Origin of the sequence: Streptomyces sp. NPDC020490 (assembly GCF_044335305.1) — a bacterium.
Taxonomy (GTDB): domain Bacteria; phylum Actinomycetota; class Actinomycetes; order Streptomycetales; family Streptomycetaceae; genus Streptomyces.
Window position 1 is genome coordinate 81,506 of record NZ_JBIRUY010000018.1, and the last position, 17,085, is coordinate 98,590.

Genomic DNA, 17,085 nt, shown 5'->3' on the forward strand with positions numbered 1-17,085 from the left:
GTTCGGGTCACGGAGGGCGTGCCGGGCCCGGGCCGCCGGTTCGATTCACATGGGCGCTCACCTCTCGGTCATGCGGGCTGCCGGGGTGGCGGCCGGGCTGCGCCGGACGAGCGTCCACACGGTGCGCACCCCGGCGGGTGACAACTCGGCCGGTCCCAGGCCGGCACCGGCGACGGGAGCCGTCCAGCGGGCGGGGGCGACGGCGTAGACGAACGGGCCGCCGCGCGGGCGTGCGGCTTCGATCAGGCTGTGCGCGTCCAGCCCCGCCGGGCCCCGGCTGGAGGCCACCACCAGCGGCGAGTGATGCCGCGCCGCAAGGGCCAGCACCTCGCCCGCGGCCCCCGGTCCGATCCGCCCGTCGCCGTCGGCCGGGACGCGGTGGGCGACGGGGATGTAGCCGATGCCCGCGCGGCGCAGCCGGGGCAGCACCCGGTCCAGGACTCCCCGGTCCGTCCGCGCGTCCACACGGGTCCGGGCGGGGATCTCCGGCGGGGCGGGCAGGACCGCGACCAGCAGCACCGGCGCCTTGCGGGCGGCGGCCAGGCGGACGGCCGCATCCACCACGGCGGCATCGTCGGGACGGTCGGTGATCACAGCGGTCACCGGGTGCGGCAGGGAGAGGGGCAGTGCCGGGGCGCCGGTGGCCGCGGGGCGGGCCAGGGTCCGGGTGCGGGTGTGGATGTGGGGGGACATCGGGACCCCCTTTCAGCGGGGTCGGAGGGGGGTGGGGTGCTTTCAGCGTCACCCGTTCGACCGATTGGCGTCAAGGTTTTACATGAAATTTTTTTCGGCAATTACTTTTCGTGAAATGATGTTGGACATGCGAAGTCGGCTTCGTATGATGAAAGCCATGAGCCAGCCCTCCAGCCCGCGCGGCGACCAGTGGACGTTCCTGACCAACCACGCCCGCGTCCTGATCACGCTCGCCCGCGACCCCGAATCCCGCCTGCGGGACGTCGCCGGCCTGATCGGCATCACCGAACGCGCCGTGCAGCTGATCGTCGCCGACCTCGAAGCGGCCGGATACCTCACCCGCACCCGCGTCGGCCGCCGCAACCGCTACACCATCGACCCCACCGTCGGCCTGCGCCACCCCACTGAAGCGGACCGCCCCGTCGGCGAACTCCTGGCCACCTTCCTGCACCGCGAGGACGCCCCGGCGACACCGGTGAGCCTCTCCGAGGCCGGTGCCGCCGCCCATACGGGTCAGGGAGACGCGCGCCGCTCGTGACCTCCCTCCTACGATGAGGCCGATGACCAGTCCCCGTGCCGCTCGGCAGTCCGCGTGCCCGCCCTCGCGGCGGTGGCGGGGGCTGCTCGTGCTCGGGGTGCTGGCGGGGCCGACGGGCTCCCGGGGGCCGTCGGCCCCGTCCGTGACAGCAAGGTCCCGCACGGCCCGGCACTGTGCTTCGACACCGCCTCCTGGGCCGCGTTCACAAGCGAGTTGAAGACCGGACGCCACCGCCCCTGAAGCGAGCCGGGCCCCGGCCACCGACCGCATTCCGCGCCCGCCGGGCCCTTGTCCACGAGGGCCCGGCAGGTCACTGACCTCCTGAAAGAACCGGGGGAAAGAACTACCCGCCCACCCACCCTCCCCGGCCGCGAAGCCCACGTCACCCGTCCGGGTGACCGGCTTGCAGGCGCGGGACGCGGGCGGTTACGTTCGCCGCGACAACCCCAGACAGACGACGGCCCCCGGCCGGGAGTGGCATCCCGAACGAGGGCCTGACCGATCAGGAAGAAGCACCTTCCCGATGGCTGACCCGCAGTCTAACGCGCCCTCGTGCGCCGACGCCGGAACTCCGGCCTCCGGCGTGATCCACGTCCGCACCCGCCTCACCGCCGACTTCACGGTGATCTCCAACGCGCTCGCCCAGCGACGCGGCAGCGCGGTCACCGTCGGCGTCGCGGCATACATCTCCTCCCTCCCCGACGGCTCCTCCGTGACCATCAGCGCCCTCTGCGAGCACTTCAGCGAGGGCGAGATCCTCATCTCCCGCGCGCTCAAAGAACTCGAAACGGCCGGATACCTCGAACGCCGCCGCGAACGGACACCCTCCGGGCAGATCCGCACACGTACGTACTTCTACGACGTCCCCGGCGGTCACCCGGACCCCGACGGCCCGCCCGAGCCGCCGAAGCCGCCCCGGCCCCGCAAGCCGCGCGCAGTGGAGGCAGTGGAGAAGGCAGCGCCGCCGTCGAGCCCCGTCACCGAAGCTGTGGCCGCTCCTCCTCTCGCGGAGACCATGCCGTCCCTGTCGGAGGCGGACCCCAAAGCCGTCGCCGTTCTGACCTCCCTCCGCCGCGTCGATCCCCGTCTGGTCCTGTCCGAGCGGGAAGCCGTGCTGCTCGCGCCGGCCGTCGCCGAGTGGCTCGCGGCCGGGGTCGCCCCCTCCCAGATCACCGCACTGCTGACCGCACGGCTCCCTGACCACTTCCTGACCCGCCCGGCGCGCATCCTCGCCTTCCGCCTCCGTGAGACGCCGCTGCCCGCGCCCCCTCCTCGTCCGCTCGACGAGCACGCGCCGCGCCCGGCCGTCCTGCCCTTCCAGACCTGCGACGGCTGTGAACGGGCCTTCCGCGCCCCGGAAGCGGGACAGTGCCGTGAATGCCGACGCAAGAACCGGCTCCGTGCGGCCGGCTGAGCCGGTGGGCGGGTGTGTGACGGGAACTCGAATGGAACGCTAGATGTGCGACGATGCGAACCCCGATATCAGTAGGCGGTGGGGCATGGTGGACAGATTCACGGACGGACTCCTGACCCCCACGGAGACGGCCTCCTACCTTGAGATTCCCCAGTCGACCCTCGCGTCGTGGCTCAGAGGCAAGGCCGCCGGAGCGCCGCTGGTCCATCAAGTGGAGCCCACGCGCAAAGGCCAGCCCTCGGTACCCTTCATCGCGGTCGCCGAGGCGCACGTCCTCCGCTCCTTGCGGTCCCTTGGGCTCCGCATGAGCGAGATCAGGGAGGCCGCTGCCGCCGTACGGGACGCCTTCGACACCCCATACGGCCTCGTGTCCAAACGGATTGCGACGGACGGCGTGGACATCTTCGTCGAACACGGCCTCGGGGATCTGCGCAGGGCCCGAGACGGCCAGGCGCCCATCCAGGAAGTCGTCTCCGACTACCTTCGCTACCTGACGTGGGCACCCGACGACGACTTCCCTTCCTGCCTGCGGCTGCGGCAGTACCCGGAATCCGTCCCCGTCGTGATCGATCCGAGGTTCGGGCACGGTCGACCCGTCGTGGCGGCCAATCGCGTCCCGGTCGATGCGATCACCGATCTGTGGGAGGCCGGGGAAAGCGTCGAGGACATCGCGTACGACTTCGACATGACCCCTGCGCAAGTCGACGCCCTATGCCGTGCAGTGGTACGCCTTGTCGCCTGAATTCTTCCTCGACCGGAATCTGGGTCGTCGCGTCGCCGAGGGACTGAGGGCCTGCGGATGGACCGTTCACCGCATCGGGGACGTCTTCCCGGACGACGGACAGGACATCCCCGACGAGGAATGGATCACTCATGGTCTCGACCGGTCATGGGTTCCGCTCTCGAAGGACGGACGGATCAAGACGCGGGACCTGGAGATCCGCCCTGTCCTGGAGCGCGAGGCGGTGCTGTTCTACCTCGACAACCAACAGTTGCGCAGTGTGGAGATGGTCGAACGGCTCGTCGCACGCCGTGACGCGATCCATCTCGCGCTCGAGAAGGGCGGCCCGGCGGCTTACGCCGTACGACATGACCGTATCGAACGCACCTGGCCCTGACCGGACCAGAGGCTTCGACGCGTGCCTCCTCCGGGCCGGTGCCGCCCATACGGGTCAGGGAGACGCGCGCCGCTCGTGACCTCCCTCCTACGATGAGGCCGATGACCAGTCCCCGTGCCGCTCGGCAGTCCACGTGCCCGCCCTCGCGGCGGTGGCGGGGGCTGCTCGTGCTCGGGGTGCTGGCGGGGCTGCTCGGCATGCACGCCCTGGCGCCCGGCGGTCTCACACCGCGGCAGGCTCACGCGGTGGAGACGCACGCTCGCGGCATGGGCGCAGGCATGGGCATGGGCATGGGCATGGGCGCAGGCATGGGCATGGCGGACGCCGTCCTCATGTCCGGCGAGCACGCCCAGGACGGCTCGTGCGGCGGATGCCACGTGCAGCACGCGGACCCGACCTGCGCGTCGGGGGCCGTGAGTACGGGGCCGGGGGCGCCCTCGCTCGCGCCCGACCGCACCGCGGCCGCCGCGCACGCCGACGTCCCGCGCCCCCGCGCGGCGACGGGCCCGGACGGCGGGCGCGCCCCGCCGTCCCACGCCGAACTCCAAGTCCTGCGGATATAGAGCGCGCCCCGCGCCGCCCCGCCACCATGCGGCGGCCCGGCGCTCCGGCACGGCTCAACCGACTTCAACCGCTTCCACTTCCGCAGGAGTTCACCCATGTCCAAAACCCCCCGCGGCTCCGTCCGCACGCGCGCCCGCCGCATCGCGCTGATCGCGGCCGGCGCCACCGCCGCGCTCGCCCTCTCCGGATGCGGCAGCAGCAACGCCTCCGACCAGTCCGCCGGGCACTCCGCCAGTCACTCCGCCGGGCACTCCGCCACCGCGAGCAGCGGTCAGGCCACCGCCGGGGCGCACAACGCCCAGGACGTCACCTTCGCGCAGGGCATGGTCCCGCACCACCAGCAGGCCATCGAGATGGCGCAACTCGCCGCCGACCGGGCCTCCTCCGCCCAGGTCAAGGACCTCGCCGCACGCATCGAGAAGGCGCAGGGGCCGGAGATCACCACCATGACCGGATGGCTGAATTCCTGGGGCGAGGAGGTGCCCGCCTCCGGCCACTCCATGTCCGCGATGCCCGGCATGACGCACGGTTCCATGCCCGGCATGATGAACACCGACGACATGGACAAGCTGCGCGGCATGTCCGGCAAGTCCTTCGACACCATGTTCCTGACCATGATGGTCGAGCACCACGAAGGCGCGGTCACGATGGCGACCACCGAGAAGGACAAGGGCCGGTACGGCGCCGCCACCGCCATGGCCGACGACATCATCACCACCCAGAAGGCCGAGATCGCCGAGATGAACAAGATGCTCGGCAAGAGCTGACGGCGGCCGGCGCAGGCGTCGGCGCAGGTGTCAGCGTCGGCGTCGGCGCAGGTGTCAGCGCTGGCGTCGGCGTCAGTTGTTCCACGTCTCGTCGTACGGGTCCGCGGGCGTCGGCACCGGCCGGGCCGAGGTGACCCGGAAGAACGGGACGGGACCGCCGTTGACGGGGTCGCGGGTGCGTTCCGCGGTGTACGTGCCCGTGACCTCCAGCCACCTGTCGGGTTGCAGGACCGGCGGGATGCGGCCGGTCAGGCCGATCTTGACCGGCTGGGCGTCGGCTGCGCAGCAGTTGAGGGCCATGCGGACCAGGTAGGGGCGGCCGGCCTGGTCCAGGGCGACGAAGCCGGTCACCTTGATCTCGCGGCCGTCGAGCAGGCGGCCGTGGTCGTAGACCGCGCGGCTCGCGTAGTCGACGACGCTGAGGCGGAGGGGGCCGGTGGCCGGCAGGGAGTCGTAGCCGTACGGCTGTTGCAGCGCCGTGCCGGTGCGCATGGCGCTGTACGAGCCCAGGGCCGGGGGTGCGACCAGGATCAGGGCGAAGAGGGGCAGGACCAGCAGCCAGGAGATCCGGGGTTCGCGGTGGGCGTGGCCCTCGCCGGGGACCTCTCCGTCTCCGTCTCCGTCCGCGGGCGCGTTCCCTCTCCCCCGCCGCCACTCGTACCACGCCGTCGCCGTCGCCGCCGCGATCAGCACCCCGCCCGACAGCAGCAGCAGCGGTTGCAGGCCCGCCTTGACGTAGCGCAGGTACAGGTCGGTGAGGCCGGCGTGCAGCAGGGCCGCGCCGGTGAGGAACAGGACCGCCGCCTGCGCCTGCCGGTTCACAGCAGCACCGCCCCGGTCAGGACCGCTCCGGCGATCGCGAGGGCGAAGGTGGCGGGGGCGAAGCGCAGGGCGAAGCCGCGGCCGAACGTGCCCGCCTGCATCGCGAACAGCTTCAGGTCGATCATCGGTCCGACCACGAGGAACGCCAGTTTGGCGGTGAGCGAGAACTGGGTCAGCGACGCCGCCACGAACGCGTCCGCCTCCGAGCAGATCGACAGCAGCACGGCCAGCACCGCCAGCGCCAGGACCGCGACCAGCGGGTTGTCCGCCGCCGAGCGCAGCCGGCTCGCCGGGGTCACCGCCTTCAGCGTCGCCGCGGCCATCGCGCCGACGACCAGGAAGCCGCCCGCGTGCATCACGTCGTGCCGGACCGAGCCCCAGAACGCCTCGCCCCTGCTCTGGCCGTCGTGGTGCGGTCGCCCCGGCGGGCGCAGCCAGTCCGTGCGGCCCAGGCGCTGCCACAGCCAGCCCATCACGCAGGCCACGAGCAGGCCGGCGGCGAAACGGGCCAGGACCATTTCGGGGTTGCGCGGGAAGGCGACCGCCGTCGCCGTCAGCACGATCGGGTTGATCGCCGGGGCGGACAGCAGGAAGGCCAGCGCGGCGGCCGGGGTGACGCCCCGTCGGACCAGCGCGCCGGCGACCGGCACGGACGCGCACTCGCAGCCGGGCAGCACCGCGCCCGCCAGCCCGGCCACCGGGACCGCGAGCGCGGGGCGGGCGGGCAGCGCGCGGGCGAAGAACGACGGCGGCACGAACACGGCGATCGCCGCCGACAGCAGCACGCCGAGCACCAGGAAGGGCAGCGCCTGCACCAGCACGGCGACGAACACCGTCATCCAGCTCTGCATCACCGGCGCCGACAGCGCCCCGCGGACGGGTCCCTGCCCCAGCACCAGCAGGAGCAGAACCATGGTCAGCAGCAGCGGCGACCGCGATTCGGACCGCCGCCCCTCCGGGCGTCCGGCGTCCGCCTCCGCGTCCGCGTCCGTGTCCGGCGGTGCTGCTTTGGTGATGGCCATGGGCGGGGTACCTCCGGTGCTGCGGAAGGGCGCGGTTTCCCTCTCCTCGCTTACGGCCGGGCGGTGGCGGCCGTTCAGCGGACCGGACCGGCGCCGGTGGAACCTGCCCTGCCGGTAAGGCAGTCTGTCTGTTCGTGGGGAGCGTTCCGAATCAGGGTGGACCGAGCGCGGACGCCGGCGCGCACATGGTGGTGTGCGGGGACGACGGGCTGGCGCACCGGCTGGCCGCCGAACTCAGAGGTGTCTACGGCGAGCAGGTGACGCTGGTCGTGCCGCCCTCCGAACGCGGTGCGCGGCAGCGGGCGGTCGGGCGGGCGCGGGCGACGACGGCCGCGCTGCTGGACCGGGTGAGCGCGGCCGTGAACCGGGCCGGCGGCAACGGCGAACCCGCCGACGGCGAGCGCGTCGTGGAGGCCGCCGAGCCGACCGAGGCCGCGCTGGGCGAGGCGGGCGTGGCACGGGCCGCCGCGCTGGCGCTGGTGTACGACGACGACGAGACCAACATCCGTGCCGCCCTCACCGCCCGGCGCCTCAACCCCAGGCTGCGGCTCGTACTGCGGCTCTACAACCGGCGGTTGGGGCAGCACATCGAGGAACTCCTCGACCAGGCGGCCGCGTTGGCCACCCGTGACGCGCACGGCGACGCGTCGACCACCGTGCTGTCCGACGCCGACACGGCGGCGCCCGCGCTGGTCGCCACCGCCGTCGCCGGCACCAGCAAGGTCGTACAGACCGACGGGCTGCTGCTGCGGGCCGTGGAACGGCAGCCGCCGGGGCCCGGGCAGGTGGCCGATCCGGGGCTGGCCACGCTGGCGCTGCTGTCCGCGGAAGGCGGCGAGAGCGGGGAGGAGCAGGGGCCGCGGCTGCTGCCCGACGCGGCGGAGGTGCGGAACGCGACCGGACGCGGGACCGTCGTGCTGCAACAGGTGGCGTACGCCGGGCCGTCGCTGCCGCCCGCGCGCGGCGCGGTGCCGTTCGCGTCGCTGTTCTCACGGCGGCTGCGGTGGTCGCTGGCGGGACTCGTGGGGTGCGTGGTCGCGCTCGCGGTGGCGCTGTCGGTGGTGACCGGGATGCATCCGCTGACCGCGGGCTACCTGACGCTGCTCGACCTGTTCGCCATCGACGACCCGGCGATCGGGCAGTCCGTCGGGCGGAAGATCCTGCAACTGCTGTCCGGGCTGGTCGGGTTGCTGCTGCTGCCGGTGCTGCTGGCCGCGGTGCTCGAGGCGCTGGGCACCTTCCGGACCGCGTCCGCGCTGCGCAGGCCGCCGCGCGGGCTGAGCGGGCACGTGGTGCTGCTCGGGCTGGGGAAGATCGGCACGCGGGTGCTGACCCGGCTGCGGGAGCTGCAGATCCCGGTGGTGTGCGTCGAGGCCGACCCGGAGGCGCGGGGCCTGGCGACGGCGCGGCGGCTGCGGGTGCCGGTGGTGCTGGGGGACGTCACGCAGGAGGGCGTCCTGGAGGCCGCCAAGATCCACCGGGCGCACGCGCTGCTCTCGGTGACCAGTTCCGACACGACGAACCTGGAGGCCGCGCTGTACGCGCGGTCCGTGCGGCCCGACCTGCGCGTCGTGCTCCGGCTGTACGACGACGACTTCGCGACCGCCGTGTACCGCACCCTGCGGGCCGCCCATCCGCGGGCGTCCACCCGCAGCCGCAGCGTGTCCCACCTGGCGGCGCCCGCTTTCGCCGCCGCGATGATGGGACGGCAGATCCTCGGGGCCATCCCGGTCGAACGGCGGGTGCTGCTGTTCGCGGCCGTGGACGTGGCCGGGCACCCGCAGTTGGAGGGGAAGACGGTCGCGCAGGCGTTCCGGGCCGGGGCCTGGCGGGTGCTGGCGCTGGACACGGCCGTCTCCGGCGGCCGCCGGGAGGAGCCCGCGGCCGAGGAGGCGTACGAGGACGTGCGCGGGCCGGGGGTGTCGGGGCTGGTGTGGGACCTGCCCGACACCTACGTCCTGCACGGCACGGACCGGGTGGTCCTGGCCGCCACCCGCCGCGGACTGGCGGAACTACTGGGCCGCCGCCCACCGGACCGCACACCCCCGGCAACCACCACACCCCGGCCCCGCCCGTAACCGGACCCCCGCACCGGCCCCGGCCCGCGCCCCGGCCGCCCTGCGCACCCCGGCCGCCCTGCGCGGCCCGACGGCCGGGCCCCGCCCGCGCCCCCGAACACACGCAGCCTCACCCGCCCGCAGGTCCGGCAGTCGCCACCGCCCGGCGACGGGCCGACCCGCGCGGGTCACGCCCCCGGCCGACGCACCGCCGCCCCCGGCCTCGAACGGACGCCGCGCGCGGACCGGCGCCCCCGGTCGCTCACTCGGCCGCGCTCCCCTGGCGCCCCGCGCCGCTCCGGGCCGCCCCTGAGCACCCGAACGCGTGGCTTCGCCCGCCCGAGAGGCAGGCCGTCGGAGGCGGGTGGCGACGGCCGGCCCGCCCGCATCTCACCCATGGCCGCCCTGTGCGGCCGTGGGCAACACAGCGTTCGGGCGCTCCTCGAAGCGCCCGAACGCGTGGCCTCACCCCGGCCGGGGGGCCGGCAGTCGCCGCTGTCGGCGGGTGGCGGCTGCCGGACCGCGGGTCGTCGGCGCCGGCCGGCGTGCCGGCCCGCGTCCCCGGGGTCGGGTCACTTCAGGTGGCGTTCCGCAAACTCCAGTTCCAGGCGTACCTGCTTGATGCGTTCGTCCACCACCAGTGAGCCGTGACCGGCGTCGTAGCGGTACACCTCGTGGACCGCGCCGCGGGCCTCCAGGCGCTTGACGTAGTTCTCGATCTGGCGGATCGGGCAGCGCGGGTCGTTGACGCCGGCCGAGATGTAGACCGGGGCCTCGACCCGGTCGACGTAGGTGAGCGGGGAGGACGCCTCGAAGCGCTCGGGCACCTCTTCCGGGGTGCCGCCCAGCAGGGTGCGGTCCATCGCCTTCAGCGCTTCCATCTCGTCGTGGTACGCCGTGACGTAGTCGGCGACCGGCACCGCCGCGATGCCCAGCGCCCAGGCGTCGGGCTGGACGCCGAGGCCGAGGAGGGTGAGGTAGCCGCCCCAGGAACCGCCGGTGAGGATCAGCCGGGAGGGGTCGGCGAGGCCGGAGTCCACCGCCCACTCCCGCACCGCCGCGATGTCCTCCAGCTCGATCAGGCCGACGCGGTGCTTCAGGGCGTCGGTCCAGGCGCGGCCGTAGCCCGTGGAACCGCGGTAGTTGACGCGGACCACCGCGTAGCCGTGGTCGACCCAGGCCGCCGGGGCGGCCGCGAAGGCGTCGCTGTCGTGCCAGGTCGGCCCGCCGTGGATGTCGAAGACCGTGGGCAGCGGGCCCGTCGCGCCGGCCGGCTTCTGCACCAGGGCGTGGATGCGGCCGCCGGGGCCCTCCACCCACACGTCCTCCACCGGCACCGAGCCCGGCGACTTCATGCCGGGCGGGTCGAGGACGACCCGGCCCGTCGTCGAGCGGACCGCCGGCGGCTCGGCGGCCGACGACCACAGGTACTCCACGCTGCCGTCGGGGCGGGCCGTCGCCCCGGACACCGAACCGGGCGGGGTCGGGACCTTCTCCAGCACGCGGCTCGCCAGGTCGTAGCGGAACAGCTCGCTGCGGGCCTCGAAGCTGTGGACGACGAGCAGCCCGGTGCCGTCCGGGTACCACTCGGCGCTCACGTCACCGGGCAGCTCCAGGACCAGGTCGGTCTCCTCGCCGGTGGCCACGTCCCACACCAGGGGCTCCCAGCGGCCCCGGCGCTGGTGGCCGACGAGCAGGCGGGTGTCGCCCGCGACCGGCGCGAAGCCCAGGACCTCCAGGCCCAGCTCCTCGGTGCCGCCCTTGGTGTCGTCGAGCTCGGCGACCGGCGTGCCGTCGGGGCGCAGGACGCGCAGCGCGGAGTGCATCGCGTCGCCGTGCTCGGTGTGCTCGACGGCGATCAGGGTGCCGTCGTGGGAGAGGTCGCCGACGCCCGCCGACTCGCGGTGCCGGTAGATCTGCACCGGCGGCTCGCCCGTGCGCGCCAGGTGGATCGTGGTGCCGTCCTCGTCGGTGGAGCGGCCGACCACCGCGGTGCGGCCGTCCCTGCCCAGGGCCAGGCCCGCGGGATAGGAGGCGTCCAGGCCCGGTGTCGCGGGCTCGTCGGCGCCGCCGGTGAACGGCTGCCTGCGCCAGACGCCGAACTCGTCGCCGTCCTTGTCGTCGAACCACCAGATCCAGGCGCCGTCCGGGGAGAGCACGCCGTCCGTCGTGCCGTTCGGCCGGTCGGTGACCTGGCGCTGCTCGCCCGTGGAGCGGTCCCAGGCGTACAGCTCGTACGTCCCCGTCGCGTTCGACACGAACAGGGACCGGTCGGGCGCGTCCTCCGCCCAGTGCGGGAGCGACACCCGCGGCGCGCGGAAGCGCCTCTCCCAGTCCGGCATCTGCTCGATCGGTTCCTGCTGGTCCTGCTGGTCCCGCTGATCCGGCGCGGCCGACCCGTTGCTCTCAGTCATGGCCCCATACTGCCCGCCCGGCCCGGAAATCCGCTGGCCCGATCCTCAGCCTGTGGACAACTTGCACCGATCGCTTACCCGAACCGGTCCCGGCCGACCCGGACCGGCCGGCAGCGAACCCCCGCGGTCCGGCCGCGCGCGGCGGAGCCGTACCGTTGGAGGCGTGTACCGGTTTCTGCTGACGCCCCGCTGGTGGGGGATCAACGTCTTCGTGCTGCTCGCCATCCCCTTCTGCGTCTTCATGGGGTCGTGGCAGCTGAGCCGGTTCGAGGACCGGGTCCAGGACCACCGGGACGCGACCACGCAGGCCGCCCGGGCCGAGCGGGAGGCGCCCCGCCCGCTGGCCGAGCTGCTGCCGGTGACCAAGGCGACCTCCGGCAAGCAGGCCACCGCGACCGGGCGGTACGACGAGCAGCTGCTCGTGCCGGGCCGCGAGCTGGACGGCAGGCAGGGCTTCTACGTACTGACCATGCTGCGCACCGACGGCGGCAAGGCGCTGCCCGTGGTGCGGGGCTGGCTGCCCGGCACCGCGGACGCCGCCAAGGCGCCCCGCCCGCCGAAGGGCCAGGTCACCGTCACCGGCGCGCTGCAGGCGTCCGAGACGCCCGGCGACAACGGGGTCAGCGCGCAGGGCGGCCTGCCGGCCGGGCAGACCGCGGCGATCAGCTCGGCCTCGCTGGTGAACCTGGTGCCGTACGGCGTGTACGACGCCTGGGTCACCCTGCGCACCGCGGACTCCGGGATGAAGGCCGTGCCGGCGACGGCGCCGTCCGGCACGGGGCTGGACCTGAAGGCGTTCCAGAACCTCGGTTACACCGGCGAGTGGTTCGTCTTCGCCGGGTTCGTGGTGTTCATGTGGTTCCGGCTGCTGCGGCGCGAGCTGGAGTTCGCGCGGGACGCGGCGATGGGGCTGGCCCCGGAGGACGAGGAAGCGGGCGTGACGGTGTGACCCACGCCCGCTTCCCTCACCGGCATCAAGACCAATCCCCGCGCCGCGGGGTCCCGCGTCACGAGCCTGCCAGCAGCCCCGTGTAGTACACCGTCCCCGCGCAGGCGCCGGACACCGTCTCCGAGACCGAGGGCGCTCCGGCCTGCGCCGTGTGGGTCACCACGACGCTGCCGTCCGCCGTGCCGTCCTCCGTGAGCAGCTGGGTCGTCACGCCGCTGTCCGTGCCGGTGGTCGTGGCGCCGGAGGTGGTGCCGACGTCCTGGCTGGGGCTCGGGTCGGGCGAGGGGGCGCCGGTGCCGCCGTCGGTGGAGCCGTTGGAGGGGCAGGTCTCCGAGGGCACCCAGGCGAACTTCACCGCGTAGGCGGCGCCGGGCTGGAGCACCAGCGTGGCGGTCTCGGTGGACGGGTCGGGCAGGCCCGTCGCCGCGTCCCCGGCCGCGTGCCGGGCGGTGCCGATCCGGGCGGGGTCGGCGGCGCCCAGCGCGCTCGCGCCCACCGAGCCGGGGCCGTCGACGGTGCAGGCGGTGGCGGAGACGTTGGCCACACGGAAGCCGCCGTAGACCGTGCCCGTGGAGTCGGGGGCGGTGGCCGCGTCGGTGGTGGTGCCGAGCTGGTCGGACGTGCACACCGGGGCGTCCGCGAGGCCGGTGGCCGCCGGGTCGGCGCCGGCGCTGCTGCCGCTGCCGGGGCCGGTGCCCTTGGTCTTGCCGTCGCCCGCGTCGCCGTTCTTGTCCTTGTCCGGGGTCTTGCCGGAGTCGTCGCCGGCCGAGCTGTGTCCGTCGTCGGTGTTCTTGCCCTGTCCGGCGCCGCCCTGTGCCTGCGAGGCCTGGCCGGCGACGGACGGGTTGACGTCGGACCCGGTGGAGTTGGAGACGTGCACCAGGGCCGGGACGGCCGTGCCGATGAACAGGGCCGCGGCGGCCATGCCGACGGCGGCCTGCCGCTTGCGTGCCCGGCGTGCGGGCACCGCCCGCCGCAGGTGCTCCAGTGTGCCGTCGCGGGGCTCCACCGACTGCACAGCCTGGTGCAGCATGCTGCGCAGATCCAGCTCGTCCGAGTCGAGCCCGTCCAGGCTCTGTTCGTCGGGGCCGTCGTTCACAGTTCCGTTCCCAGCGTGCGATTGCGTGTCGTTGTGCGGGTGCTTCCCCGTGGGCTCGTGCCATGCGTAGGGCTCGTGGCGCTCGTGGGAGCCGCCTCCCCGGCCTGCGCGGTTCATGCCGGCGCCTCCATCGCGATGCGGAGGGCGGCGATGCCACGGGAGCCGTACGCCTTGACCGAGCCGAGCGATATCCCGAGCGTCTCGGCGACCTGGGCCTCGGTCATGTCCGCGAAGTAGCGCAGCACCAGGACCTCGCGCTGGCGGCGCTGCAGGCCCTTCATCGCCTTGATCAGGGAGTCGCGCTCCAGCTGGTCGTACGCGCCCTCCTCGGCGCTCGCCATGTCCGGCATCGGCTTCGACAGCAGCTTGAGGCCGAGGATGCGGCGGCGCAGGGCCGAGCGGGACAGGTTGACGACCGTCTGCCGCAGGTAGGCGAGCGTCTTCTCCGGGTCGCGGACGCGCTTGCGCGCCGAGTGCACCCGGATGAAGGCCTCCTGCACGACGTCCTCGCAGGAGGCGGTGTCGTCGAGCAGGAGCGCCGCGAGACCGAGCAGCGAGCGGTAGTGCGCCCGGTAGGTCTCGGTGAGGTGGTCGACGGTGGTACCTGCCGCCACGGTGTCGTCGGCGCCGTCACGCTGACTCGGGATGCGGGCGGGCCGCGCTGCGGGCATGCGGGCGATCACCGGCATGCCGCCGGGCGCACCGGCCGGCCGGGGCCGCAGGGGGCGCCGCGGCGGCCGTAGGGCCGCGGTGTGCGTCGCCGCGGGGATGTCGAGTACCTCTGCCACGCCTGTTGGACACGTTCACCCCCGTGAGGGTTGTACGTGCCGAGCGTCACTTTCGCTTCGGGCGGCTCCATCGGCCGCCCGTTTTCAGGCAGCACGGCTGACCGTGCGTCAAACGCCCTCATGCCTACCCGCTCTTCCCCTATAGCCTGAATGGCCCGGGCGTCCCCACGCCCGGCCACGCATCCCGCACCCCCGAAGGGCGTTCGCAAAGACGCTCCCCGCCCTTCGCGCGGTTGCGAAGGGCGGGGAGGGAAATCTTCGGACGCCGGGAGCTCCCACTTCAAGTGGTCCGGACCACTGCCCGGCTCACATCGAACTCACAGATCCTACAAACCGATTCCGGAATGGCCAGGACTTTTCCCGTCCGCACCCGCGCGGACCGCGGTTGTGCCGCCCGGCGGACGTCACGTCAGCTCGGCCGCCACCAGTTCCGCGATCTGCGCGGTGTTGAGCGCCGACCCCTTGCGGAGATTGTCGCCGCAAACGAAGAGTTCGAGCGCGGTGGGGTCGTCGAGGGCCCGGCGGACCCGGCCCACCCAGGTCGGGTCGGTGCCCACGACGTCGGCCGGCGTGGGGAACTCCCCGGCGGCCGGATCGTCGCAGAGGACGACCCCGGGGGCGGTGGCGAGGATCTCCCGCGCCTTGTCGACGGTGACCTCGACCTCGAAACGGGCGTGCACCGTCAGCGAGTGCGTGGTGATCACCGGCACCCGCACACAGGTCACCGCCACCGGCAGGGCGGGCAGGCCGAGGATCTTGCGGGTCTCGTCCCGCACCTTCATCTCCTCCGACGACCAGCCGTCCGCGCGCACCGAACCGGCCCACGGCACGACGTTCAGCGCGACCGGCTCCGGGAAGGGCCCGGTGTCGTCGCCGACGGCCCGCCGCACGTCCCCGGGGCTGGTGCCCAGCTCCGTGCCGGCGACCAGCGCGAGCTGCCGGCGCAGCGTCTCCACCCCGGCCCGCCCGGCCCCGCTGACCGCCTGGTACGAGGAGACGACCAGCTCGCGCAGCCCGAACTCGGCATGCAGCGCCCCCAGGGCGACGATCATCGACAGGGTCGTGCAGTTGGGGTTGGCGATGATCCCGCGCGGGCGCCTGCGCACCGCGTGCGGATTGACCTCGGGCACGACCAGCGGCACGTCGGCGTCCATCCGGAAGGCGCCGGAGTTGTCGACCACCACCGCGCCCCGGGCGGCGGCGAGCGGCGCCCACCGCGCGGCGACCTCGTCCGGCACGTCGAACATGGCGACGTCGACGCCGTCGAAGACCTCCTCGGTGAGCGCGGTCACCTCGACCTGCTCGCCGCGCACGGCCAGCTTGCGGCCGGCCGAGCGGGGCGAGGCGATCAGACGGATCTCGCCCCAGATGTCCGCATGCTGGGACAAGATCTCGAGCATGACCGTGCCGACGGCCCCGGTCGCCCCCACGACCGCGAGCGTCGGCTTGCCGGTCGGCGCCATCAGCGGCCCGTGCCTCCGTAGACGACGGCCTCGTCGGTGTCGGAGTCGAGCCCGAAGGCGGTGTGCACGGCGCGGACGGCGTCGGGCACGTCGTCCTTGCGGGTCACCACCGAGATACGGATCTCGGATGTCGAGATCAGCTCGATGTTCACGCCCGCGTCGGACAGCGCCTCGAAGAAGGAGGCGGTGACGCCCGGGTTGGTCTTCATTCCCGCGCCGACCAGGGAGATCTTGCCGATCTGGTCGTCGTAGCGCAGCGAGTCGAAGCCGATCGCGGTCTTCGCCTTCTTCAGCGCGTCGATGGCCTTGCGGCCCTCGGTCTTGGGCAGCGTGAAGGAGATGTCCGTCAGGCCGGTGGAGGCGGCGGACACGTTCTGCACGACCATGTCGATGTTGATCTCGGCGTCGGCGATCGCGCGGAAGATCGAGGCGGCCTCGCCCGGCTTGTCCGGCACACCGACGACCGTGATCTTGGCCTCGGAGGTGTCGTGCGCGACACCGGAGATGATGGCCTGCTCCACCTTCTTGTCCCCTTGCTCGATCGGCTCGCTGCTGACCCACGTGCCCTGGAGCCCGCTGAAGGAGGAGCGGACGTGGATCGGGATGTTGTAGCGGCGGGCGTACTCCACACAGCGGTGGAGCAGCACCTTGGACCCGGAGCTGGCGAGCTCCAGCATGTCCTCGAAGGAGATCCAGTCGATCTTCTTCGCCTTCTTCACCACGCGCGGGTCGGCGGTGAACACGCCGTCGACGTCGGTGTAGATCTCGCACACCTCGGCGTCGAGGGCGGCCGCGAGCGCGACGGCGGTGGTGTCGGAACCGCCACGGCCGAGCGTGGTGATGTCCTTCTTGTCCGCGCTCACGCCCTGGAAGCCGGCGACGATGGCGATGTTGCCCTCGTCGAGGGCCGTGCGGATGCGGCCGGGCGTGACGTCGATGATCCGGGCTTTGTTGTGGACCGAGTCGGTGATGACGCCCGCCTGGCTGCCGGTGAACGACTGGGCCTCGTGCCCCAGGTTTTTGATCGCCATGGCCAGCAGTGCCATGGAGATGCGCTCTCCCGCGGTCAGCAGCATGTCGAACTCGCGCCCGGCAGGCATCGGCGACACCTGCTCCGCGAGATCGATCAGCTCGTCCGTCGTGTCGCCCATCGCGGAAACGACCACGACCACCTGGTGGCCGTTCTTCTTCGCTTCCACGATCCGCTTGGCGACGCGCTTGATGCCCTCGGCATCGGCTACGGAGGAGCCTCCGTACTTCTGCACGACAAGGCCCACGTGCGCTCCTCGCTAGGTCTTCCTCTGTCGGCTCAGTCTAACGAGCGTCCGAAATTCCCTGCCGCGATATCGCATCGTGAGACATCGGGCCGCCCGTCCC

17 protein-coding genes are annotated in these 17,085 nt (G+C 73.2%); 9 read left to right on the plus strand and 8 right to left on the minus strand.

The window, feature by feature from the left end; translation table 11 throughout:
• Positions 1-57: 57 nt before the first annotated feature.
• Positions 58-693, minus strand: a complete 636-nt coding sequence (locus ACH4ZX_RS20120; protein WP_398274182.1) for a universal stress protein — start codon at positions 691-693, stop codon at positions 58-60.
• A gap of 157 nt (positions 694-850) precedes the next feature.
• Between ACH4ZX_RS20120 and ACH4ZX_RS20125 the strand changes: the two genes are divergently transcribed.
• From ACH4ZX_RS20125 to ACH4ZX_RS20155, 7 genes are all read left to right on the plus strand, one after another.
• Positions 851-1,231 carry a helix-turn-helix transcriptional regulator gene (locus tag ACH4ZX_RS20125; RefSeq protein WP_398274185.1) on the plus strand — a complete coding sequence of 127 codons (381 nt, stop codon included), beginning with the start codon at positions 851-853 and terminating at the stop codon, positions 1,229-1,231.
• 72 nt (positions 1,232-1,303) lie between these two features.
• Entirely contained in the window at positions 1,304-1,471 is a 168-nt protein-coding gene (locus tag ACH4ZX_RS20130) for a DUF397 domain-containing protein (RefSeq protein ID WP_398274400.1), read from the plus strand.
• Positions 1,472-1,754: 283 nt separating this feature from the next.
• A complete protein-coding gene (locus ACH4ZX_RS20135; protein WP_398274188.1) occupies positions 1,755-2,645 on the plus strand; it encodes a hypothetical protein in 891 nt (296 codons plus the stop codon).
• A gap of 85 nt (positions 2,646-2,730) precedes the next feature.
• A complete protein-coding gene (locus ACH4ZX_RS20140) occupies positions 2,731-3,387 on the plus strand; it encodes a DUF433 domain-containing protein (protein ID WP_398274403.1) in 657 nt (218 codons plus the stop codon).
• Positions 3,362-3,763, plus strand: a complete 402-nt coding sequence (locus ACH4ZX_RS20145) for a toxin-antitoxin system, toxin component, PIN family protein (RefSeq protein WP_398274191.1) — start codon at positions 3,362-3,364, stop codon at positions 3,761-3,763. Before ACH4ZX_RS20140 ends, ACH4ZX_RS20145 begins: the two co-directional genes overlap by 26 nt.
• 101 nt (positions 3,764-3,864) lie before the next feature.
• A complete protein-coding gene (locus ACH4ZX_RS20150) occupies positions 3,865-4,326 on the plus strand; it encodes a DUF6153 family protein (protein ID WP_398274193.1) in 462 nt (153 codons plus the stop codon).
• Positions 4,327-4,422: 96 nt separating this feature from the next.
• Entirely contained in the window at positions 4,423-5,094 is a 672-nt protein-coding gene (locus tag ACH4ZX_RS20155; RefSeq protein ID WP_398274195.1) for a DUF305 domain-containing protein, read from the plus strand.
• Between the two features lie 72 nt (positions 5,095-5,166).
• Here the strand turns inward: ACH4ZX_RS20155 and ACH4ZX_RS20160 are convergent, their stop codons facing one another.
• The gene (locus ACH4ZX_RS20160; RefSeq protein WP_398274197.1) at positions 5,167-5,916 is read right to left on the minus strand and encodes a TIGR03943 family putative permease subunit; all 750 of its coding nucleotides are present in this window, start codon (positions 5,914-5,916) and stop codon (positions 5,167-5,169) included.
• Positions 5,913-6,938 (minus strand): permease, encoded by a 1,026-nt coding sequence (locus ACH4ZX_RS20165; protein ID WP_398274199.1) that lies wholly within the window; start codon positions 6,936-6,938, stop codon positions 5,913-5,915. Before ACH4ZX_RS20165 ends, ACH4ZX_RS20160 begins: the two co-directional genes overlap by 4 nt.
• A 185-nt stretch (positions 6,939-7,123) precedes the next feature.
• On the opposite strand from ACH4ZX_RS20165, the gene ACH4ZX_RS20170 reads away from it, so the two are divergent.
• Positions 7,124-9,016 carry an NAD-binding protein gene (locus ACH4ZX_RS20170; protein WP_398274406.1) on the plus strand — a complete coding sequence of 631 codons (1,893 nt, stop codon included), beginning with the start codon at positions 7,124-7,126 and terminating at the stop codon, positions 9,014-9,016.
• Between the two features lie 551 nt (positions 9,017-9,567).
• Here ACH4ZX_RS20170 and ACH4ZX_RS20175 read toward each other — a convergent pair.
• Positions 9,568-11,409: a prolyl oligopeptidase family serine peptidase gene (locus ACH4ZX_RS20175; RefSeq protein WP_398274202.1), complete on the minus strand. Its 1,842-nt coding sequence runs from the start codon at positions 11,407-11,409 to the stop codon at positions 9,568-9,570.
• Between the two features lie 163 nt (positions 11,410-11,572).
• Here ACH4ZX_RS20175 and ACH4ZX_RS20180 point away from each other — a divergent pair, with 163 nt between their 5' ends.
• Complete coding sequence (locus ACH4ZX_RS20180) at positions 11,573-12,358, plus strand: SURF1 family protein (RefSeq protein ID WP_398274205.1); 786 nt, start codon at positions 11,573-11,575, stop codon at positions 12,356-12,358.
• A 58-nt stretch (positions 12,359-12,416) separates the two neighbouring features.
• On the opposite strand, the gene ACH4ZX_RS20185 is transcribed toward ACH4ZX_RS20180, so the two are convergent.
• The 4 genes from ACH4ZX_RS20185 to ACH4ZX_RS20200 all read right to left on the minus strand — a co-directional run bounded on the left by ACH4ZX_RS20185 (position 12,417) and on the right by ACH4ZX_RS20200 (position 16,985).
• A complete protein-coding gene (locus ACH4ZX_RS20185) occupies positions 12,417-13,457 on the minus strand; it encodes a hypothetical protein (protein WP_398274208.1) in 1,041 nt (346 codons plus the stop codon).
• Positions 13,458-13,570: 113 nt separating this feature from the next.
• A complete protein-coding gene (locus ACH4ZX_RS20190) occupies positions 13,571-14,146 on the minus strand; it encodes a SigE family RNA polymerase sigma factor (RefSeq protein ID WP_360745752.1) in 576 nt (191 codons plus the stop codon).
• A gap of 503 nt (positions 14,147-14,649) precedes the next feature.
• Positions 14,650-15,708, minus strand: coding sequence for an aspartate-semialdehyde dehydrogenase (locus ACH4ZX_RS20195; protein ID WP_351899597.1), 1,059 nt, complete (start codon positions 15,706-15,708; stop codon positions 14,650-14,652).
• Positions 15,708-16,985, minus strand: a complete 1,278-nt coding sequence (locus ACH4ZX_RS20200; protein WP_351899594.1) for an aspartate kinase — start codon at positions 16,983-16,985, stop codon at positions 15,708-15,710. Before ACH4ZX_RS20200 ends, ACH4ZX_RS20195 begins: the two co-directional genes overlap by 1 nt.
• Positions 16,986-17,085 lie beyond the last annotated feature (100 nt).